The sequence below is a fragment of the Neobacillus sp. KR4-4 genome, from assembly GCF_042136325.1.
Classification (GTDB): Bacteria; Bacillota; Bacilli; order Bacillales; family Cytobacillaceae; genus Neobacillus.
The window spans coordinates 49,668-56,342 of sequence record NZ_JBHHJU010000033.1 but is presented as its reverse complement, the minus strand read 5'-3'; the positions used below and the strand labels follow the sequence as shown (position 1 = coordinate 56,342).

The 6,675-nt window shown below is 41.0% G+C and carries 6 protein-coding genes, 9 tRNA genes and 1 rRNA gene; 1 reads left to right on the top strand and 15 read right to left on the bottom strand.

Annotation, left to right across the window (positions count from 1 at the left end):
- The 11 genes from ACE198_RS24395 to ACE198_RS24345 all read right to left on the bottom strand — a co-directional run.
- Positions 1-82: ribosomal RNA gene (locus ACE198_RS24395) — 16S ribosomal RNA — on the bottom strand; the annotation flags it as partial.
- A gap of 112 nt (positions 83-194) precedes the next feature.
- Positions 195-268: transfer RNA gene (locus ACE198_RS24390), tRNA-Gly, on the bottom strand.
- A 13-nt stretch (positions 269-281) separates the two neighbouring features.
- A tRNA-Pro gene (locus ACE198_RS24385) sits at positions 282-358 on the bottom strand.
- Between the two features lie 6 nt (positions 359-364).
- A tRNA-Arg gene (locus tag ACE198_RS24380) sits at positions 365-441 on the bottom strand.
- Positions 442-502: 61 nt separating this feature from the next.
- Positions 503-588, bottom strand: a tRNA-Leu gene (locus ACE198_RS24375).
- A 61-nt stretch (positions 589-649) separates the two neighbouring features.
- Positions 650-734, bottom strand: a tRNA-Leu gene (locus ACE198_RS24370).
- Between the two features lie 30 nt (positions 735-764).
- Positions 765-839: transfer RNA gene (locus ACE198_RS24365), tRNA-Gln, on the bottom strand.
- Positions 840-899: 60 nt separating this feature from the next.
- Positions 900-971, bottom strand: a tRNA-Glu gene (locus tag ACE198_RS24360).
- A gap of 11 nt (positions 972-982) precedes the next feature.
- Positions 983-1,073, bottom strand: a tRNA-Ser gene (locus ACE198_RS24355).
- Positions 1,074-1,076: 3 nt separating this feature from the next.
- Positions 1,077-1,151, bottom strand: a tRNA-Asn gene (locus ACE198_RS24350).
- Between the two features lie 106 nt (positions 1,152-1,257).
- Complete coding sequence (locus tag ACE198_RS24345; RefSeq protein WP_098576633.1) at positions 1,258-1,731, bottom strand: SprT family protein; 474 nt, start codon at positions 1,729-1,731, stop codon at positions 1,258-1,260.
- A gap of 87 nt (positions 1,732-1,818) precedes the next feature.
- Here ACE198_RS24345 and cmpA point away from each other — a divergent pair, with 87 nt between their 5' ends.
- Complete coding sequence (gene cmpA / locus ACE198_RS24340) at positions 1,819-1,932, top strand: cortex morphogenetic protein CmpA (protein ID WP_088085061.1); 114 nt, start codon at positions 1,819-1,821, stop codon at positions 1,930-1,932.
- A 212-nt stretch (positions 1,933-2,144) separates the two neighbouring features.
- On the opposite strand, the gene ACE198_RS24335 is transcribed toward cmpA, so the two are convergent.
- The 4 genes from ACE198_RS24335 to alr all read right to left on the bottom strand — a co-directional run bounded on the left by ACE198_RS24335 (position 2,145) and on the right by alr (position 6,574).
- Complete coding sequence (locus ACE198_RS24335) at positions 2,145-4,319, bottom strand: Tex family protein (protein ID WP_375377353.1); 2,175 nt, start codon at positions 4,317-4,319, stop codon at positions 2,145-2,147.
- Between the two features lie 182 nt (positions 4,320-4,501).
- Positions 4,502-4,852, bottom strand: a complete 351-nt coding sequence (gene ndoA, locus ACE198_RS24330; RefSeq protein WP_007083556.1) for a type II toxin-antitoxin system endoribonuclease NdoA — start codon at positions 4,850-4,852, stop codon at positions 4,502-4,504.
- Positions 4,853-4,856: 4 nt separating this feature from the next.
- Complete coding sequence (locus ACE198_RS24325) at positions 4,857-5,138, bottom strand: CopG family ribbon-helix-helix protein (RefSeq protein ID WP_007083557.1); 282 nt, start codon at positions 5,136-5,138, stop codon at positions 4,857-4,859.
- A 272-nt stretch (positions 5,139-5,410) separates the two neighbouring features.
- The gene (gene alr, locus ACE198_RS24320; RefSeq protein WP_375377352.1) at positions 5,411-6,574 is read right to left on the bottom strand and encodes an alanine racemase; all 1,164 of its coding nucleotides are present in this window, start codon (positions 6,572-6,574) and stop codon (positions 5,411-5,413) included.
- Positions 6,575-6,675: the final 101 nt, after the last annotated feature.

Genomic DNA, 6,675 nt, shown 5'->3' with positions numbered 1-6,675 from the left:
ACTCCGAAGAGTCTCGCTCGACTTGCATGTATTAGGCACGCCGCCAGCGTTCGTCCTGAGCCAGGATCAAACTCTCCAAGAAAGTTGATTAGCTCATTTGTTACGTTGGCTTAGCTTCTTAAAAGAAGCTAAAATTTATTGTTTGTTTGCACGATTTGTTTGTTTAGTTTTCAAAGAACAATTATTAGTAATTTTGGAGCGGGTGATGGGAATCGAACCCACTACATCAGCTTGGAAGGCTGAGGTTTTACCAGTAAACTACACCCGCATATTAATTTAAATGGTCGGGAAGACAGGATTCGAACCTGCGACCCCTTGGTCCCAAACCAAGTGCTCTACCAAGCTGAGCTACTTCCCGTATATATGGCGCGCCCGGAAGAAGTCGAATCCACAACCTTCTGATCCGTAGTCAGACGCTCTATCCAATTGAGCTACGGGCGCATTAATTAAAAGTCAACTTTTAAAGTATAACACACTCGGTATTGTCTGTCAAGAATTTATTTGGTGCGGCCGAGAGGACTTGAACCTCCACGGGGTTGCCCCCACTAGGCCCTCAACCTAGCGCGTCTGCCATTCCGCCACGACCGCATGATAATTAGCGACAAAATTAATCTTATCACATCAATTAATCAAATTCAAGCAAAACATTTGGTGCGGGTGAAGGGAGTCGAACCCCCACGCCTTGCGGCGCCAGATCCTAAGTCTGGTGCGTCTGCCAATTCCGCCACACCCGCATGGATATTTATTGATTTTTTAAAAAAAGATGGCTGGGCTAGCTGGATTTGAACCAACGCATGTCGCAGTCAAAGTGCGATGCCTTACCGCTTGGCTATAGCCCAATAATCATTTCATTAAGAATAAGAAACAGGAAATGAATCAAGGTCACTCCCCGTCCCAAATGACCCCTACGGGACTCGAACCCGTGTTACCTCCGTGAAAGGGAGGTGTCTTAACCGCTTGACCAAGGGGCCTAAAATTCCTATGGCGGAGAAGGAGGGATTTGAACCCTCGCGCCGGTCACCCGACCTACACCCTTAGCAGGGGCGCCTCTTCAGCCTCTTGAGTACTTCCCCATATGGCTCCGCAGGTAGGACTCGAACCTACGACCGATCGGTTAACAGCCGATAGCTCTACCACTGAGCTACTGCGGAATAACTTCTTTCAACAAGTCGATTACCTTATCGACTCTTTACATTATAATGACGATACAATAGAAAGTCAACAAAATTATGAAGAAATTTTTTTCGTATTTCTACTCTACCCTAAGGTTATTTCTTTTACTTTCATCAATTTCCCTTTGCACTTTCCACACACATATCTACTAGTATCAATGCTTCTTTTCCGTCTGTATAATTGCTGACATTTCGTACATTGATACAGAAGGATCTTATTAGATTTTCGTGTTACTTTCATATCTGGAAGTTGTGCACAAAATCGCGGTGCACCAACCATTTTTAATAATTGCTTAAAGTCTTGGTCCTTATGCTGATACCCCTTCCCCTCCAGGTGAAGGTGATAATGACAAAGTTCATGTTTAATAATCCCTACCAGTTCTTTTTCGCCAAGCTGGTCGTAGTACTTTCTATTGATTTCAATATTATGTGTGCTAAGAAGGTATCGGCCGCCCGTTGATCTTAGTCTTGGATTGAAGAATGCCTGATGCAAAAACAGCTTCCCAAATGACTCAACAGATATCTTTTCAACCAGTAATTGAAGTTGTTGTTGTTCCATTTTGGGTCCCTCTCTTTCTATGCGAACATGACAACCTATTATAGCATATATTGTATATAGCTTTAGTACTTTTCGGGAGGTTTTATTATGCCAACTTGGTTGCAAAACCAAATGAAAAGAGCTTTCTATGAGAAGGATCGCTATCAGATCAAGATGCTAAACCAGTGCTGGTTCTTTTACAGAAAAAAACACTTCTCTTAAGATATGTAGAAAGATTTAAAGTGCAGAGCAGCCTTTGGTTTTGCGCTTTTTTGTTTTTTGCTCTGTTAAAACTAAATGTTGATTTCACTGTGTTTGGAAAATAAAGAAAGCTTTTTCACCCTACTAAAATTAAAGACCAAATCGCTAGGCGAGATGGTCTTCTATCAGCCATGATATTCCTCTTTGGTCAGTAATAAACCTGGTACCTACTACTATTTCGATGGCGCCAGCATCGTTAACGCAACCCGGCCTTTTTTCATATCAACTGAATCTACCCATACGGTGACAACATCCCCTACTGATACAATGTCCAAAGGATGCTTTACAAAACGATTGCTAAGTTTAGAAATATGAACAAGCCCATCCTGCTTCACACCGATATCGACAAACGCACCGAAATCAACCACATTCCGAACTGTACCTTGCAATTCCATTCCAGCGCTAAGGTCCTCAAGTTTTAAAACATCTTTTTTCAATAGAGGGCGAGGTAATTCATCACGTGGGTCACGTTCCGGTCTTACCAAAGCATCTATAATGTCTTTTAGGGTCAACTGACCAATAGCAAGTTCCTCTGAAACAGATGTTAAATCGAGTCCATTTAGGGCTGTTTTCAGCTCTTCCGAACCAAGGTCATCGGTTGTAAATCCAAGACTCGCTAATAGTTTCTTTACTTCATCATAATTTTCCGGATGAATCCCTGTCCGATCAAGCGGCTGTTTTCCATCTAATACACGCAAGAAGCCAATCGCCTGCTCATAGGTTTTCGCCCCAAGACGCGGAACTTTCTTTAATTGAACCCTGCTCGTAAATTTCCCTTCCTCTTCTCGCTTTTTAACAATATTATTTGCGGCTGTTTTGTTCAGTCCAGCTACATATTGTAAAAGTGATGGAGAGGCGGTATTAACATTCACACCGACCTGGTTAACTGCCGTTTCCACAACAAAGTGTAACGATTCTGATAATCGTTTCTGGGAAACATCGTGCTGGTATTGACCAACGCCAACAGATTTCGGATCGATTTTCACTAATTCTGCTAATGGATCCTGCAAACGACGAGCAATGGATGCCGCACTTCTTTCTTCTACCTGCAGATTCGGAAACTCTTCTCTAGCTAGTTCAGATGCAGAGTATACACTTGCTCCCGCTTCATTGACAATTAAGTAGAAAATCTCCTCATCCATTTCTTTTAAAATATCGGCAACAAACTGTTCTGTTTCCCTTGAAGCCGTCCCATTTCCGATCGCAGCCATTTCTACTTTATAGTCACGGAGGATGTTAATAAATTTTTCTCGGGCTTCTTTTGTTTTTGAAACAGGTGGATGTGGATAGATCACATCAATTTTCAAAACTTTGCCTGTTTCATCCACCACTGCTAGTTTACAGCCCGTCCGATAAGCAGGATCAACCCCAATAACCACTTTACCTTTTAACGGCGGCTGCAATAGTAAGTTCCGAAGATTTTCAGAGAATATATGTATGGCTTGCTCTTCACCTTTATCCGTTAATTCATTCCTAATTTCGCGCTCAATCGAAGGTTGAATCAGTCGTTTGTAACTATCTTCCAGTGCCTCTAGTACAACAGGTGCTGCCGGTGAGTGCTGGGCACGAATCCACTTTCTCGACAAATATGTTAGAATTAAATCGGCATTCATCTTTAACGATACTCGCAAAATATCTTCCTTTTCCCCGCGGTTTAGGGCGAGAGTCCGGTGTGGGACAATTTTATTGATTGGTTCCTCATATTCATAGTACATTTCATAGACGTTTTTCTCGTCTTTTTCAGCATCTTTCACTACCGATACAACAGAACCAGACTTAAACGTTTCCTTACGAATCCATTTACGGCTTTCAGCATCATCCGAAACCCGTTCAGCAATAATATCTTTCGCTCCTGAAAGGGCATCCTCAAAAGTAGAAACCTCTTTTTCCTCTGATAAGAATTGTTTTGCTTTTTCCTCAATCGATTCTTTTGAGCATGTCAGCAGCCATTCAGCCAATGGTTCAAGCCCTTTTTCCTTTGCAATCGTTGCTTTAGTCCGTCTTTTTTGTTTATAAGGTCTGTATAAATCTTCAACCTCTTGAAGCTTCTCAGCCTTAGTGATGGCAGCGCTTAGTTCGTCAGTTAATTTTCCTTGCTCTGAAATAATGCGGATAACCTCTTCTTTTCTTTGCTCGAGGTTTTGGACATATTGCCAGCGATCTAAAATATTTCTAATTTGGACTTCATCAAGTGCTCCTGTCATTTCTTTACGATAGCGAGCTATAAAAGGAACTGTATTGCCTTCATCTAATAATGAAATAACACTCTTTACTTGTTTAAAAGATACCGCTAACTCAGCAGCAATTTTCTTTAACAACTGATCATCTTTTACGATTGTATCATTCACAAAACTTGCCCTCCATTCCTTTTATTCTATTGTAGCAGATTAAACTTTCCGTTTCATTAAACGGCCATCCGCACATTTTTTTCAAAAAAAATAGGCAAGCGTAATGCTTGCCTTAGCAAATTTAAGAATGAGGACAGGATATGTATGAAAAAACGCTCTTTCTAAAAAGAGCGTGCTTTAAATTAAAATTCGATGAGACCCAGGCTTACCTGCAAGGCTTCATCCACTTTCTCCATCATTTCGTCATCGAGATGGGTGATTTTATCGGTTAACCGCTGCTTATCAATTGTGCGAATTTGCTCTAACAGAATGACCGAATCTCGTTCAAATCCGTAGCGCTTCGCATCAATTTCTACATGAGTAGGAAGCTTGGCTTTTTGAATTTGAGCTGTAATCGCTGCAACAATCACTGTGGGACTAAACCGATTCCCGATGTCGTTTTGGATGACAAGTACAGGTCGGACGCCGCCTTGTTCAGAACCAACAACTGGGGATAGGTCCGCGAAATAAACGTCACCACGTTTGACTATCAAAGGATTATCCTCCGCTTACAAGACGTTCAACTGTGTGTTCTGCCTCATATTCTGCTAAAAATGCTTCTGATGCAATCCCTAGATTAATCTTCGCCATTTCCATGTATCCACGTCTCATCGACTCGCGAATTTGTCTCTTTTTACGTTCGCGTAAATACATTTTTGTTGCCTGGTAGATAAACTCGCTGCGGTTTACATTCTCTTGTTTCACAAAACCATCTAATTCAGTTAAAAGATGTTGCGGTAACTTCACTAAGATTTCCGTAGTTGCGCCGGATTCAGACACAAACATACACCTCCACCATCACTACACACCATTTTTATCTAACCAGAATTCCTTCTGATGCATAAACGCCACTACACATGATGAATCGCCTTTTTGGCCTGTTTCACACAGTGAGTTTCATTTATTATCTGTACCATATTTAATAATAACATTAATCGAACCTATTGCATAGACTAATTATAATACTACTGTATTATAATCCAATAAAAGACCCTTTTATGCACAAATCACCGCAATATCATAAATATGATGTAAAAACTTTATTTAGGCCTTTAATTTTCGAGAAGATAATTTTTTAAATCGACAACTTTCCCTCCCTTTTTATAAAGACGCGGAACCCGACTGGCAATGATGCAGGGGACCTCATAATTAATGGTTTCTAGTTTTTTAGCAATTTCATTGATTGAAATAAACTGGTTCTCCTGAGCGCCTATTAATGTGACAGGTGTCCCAATTGGAACATGATATGGCAGGCGGACCATACATTGATCCATACAAATTCTACCGACAATTGGTGTCCTTTTCCCTTCTACAAGCACTTCTTGCCCTTGCAGTTTGCGTATCCAGCCGTCCGCATACCCAATTGGGATTGTCCCAATCCACTCTTCATCATCAGTTTCATAGGTTGCCCCGTAACTCAATTTTTCACCCTTTGGCATTTTCTTAACATGAACAAGTCGAGTTCGAATGGAAAAGGCCTCCTTTAGCTGGAAGGGAATTTTATCTTCCATCTCCAATGAAGGGGTTAATCCATACATCGCAATCCCAACCCGGACTGCATTAAAATATGTCTTTGGAAAGCGCAAAGTTGCTGCACTATTGCTAGAATGAACATATTTTGGTTTTTGTTTGAGTGCGGAAACCATACTTTCGAATAAAGCTAATTGCTGGTACATATAAGTTTCATCTAGTTCATCCGCCGTCGCAAAATGAGTAAAAATCCCTTCTAGATGAAATGGGCTATGTTCAGAAATCATTTGTTCGACGGCAATTAATTCCGATACACTCCGCACGCCTATTCTCCCCATGCCTGTATCTACTTTGATATGAAATGAAATTCGATCTTCCGCCTTTACATATTTCAATGCCTTTTCTAGCCATTCCTTCTGAAAAACAGTAAGGGTGATATCAAATTTCGCTGCCACTTGGATATCTTCAGGACGAGATGCCCCCAAAACGAGGATAGGGGCTGTTATTCCTTTATTCCTTAGAGCGATTGCCTCATCCATAAATGCAACAGCAAGATAGGCAGCCCCTGCTTCTAGTGCTGTTTTTGCCACCTGAACATCACCATGCCCGTATGCATTAGCTTTCACAACTGCAATCACCTTTACTTGTTGAGGCAATTGTTTCTTAATGGAGGTAACATTGGCAGATATACAATCTAAATCTACTTCAGCCCATGTATCACGATAGAAAAAACCTTGTTCTTCCATGTTCCCACTTCCTAATAGCTTAATTAATTATTTCCTTATTATCACAAAATTATCATACTACTGTTGTGAAGTACAAACAAATAAGAAAGGCGCAAGCGCCC

Excerpts from the sequence above, each read along its gene's own strand:
- ACE198_RS24345 (WP_098576633.1), bottom strand. The coding sequence starts at position 1,731 with ATGGAACAACAACAACTTCAATTACTGGTTGAAAAGATATCTGTTGAG.
- alr (WP_375377352.1), bottom strand. The coding sequence starts at position 6,574 with ATGGAAGAACAAGGTTTTTTCTATCGTGATACATGGGCTGAAGTAGAT.
- cmpA (WP_088085061.1), top strand. The coding sequence starts at position 1,819 with ATGCCAACTTGGTTGCAAAACCAAATGAAAAGAGCTTTCTATGAGAAG.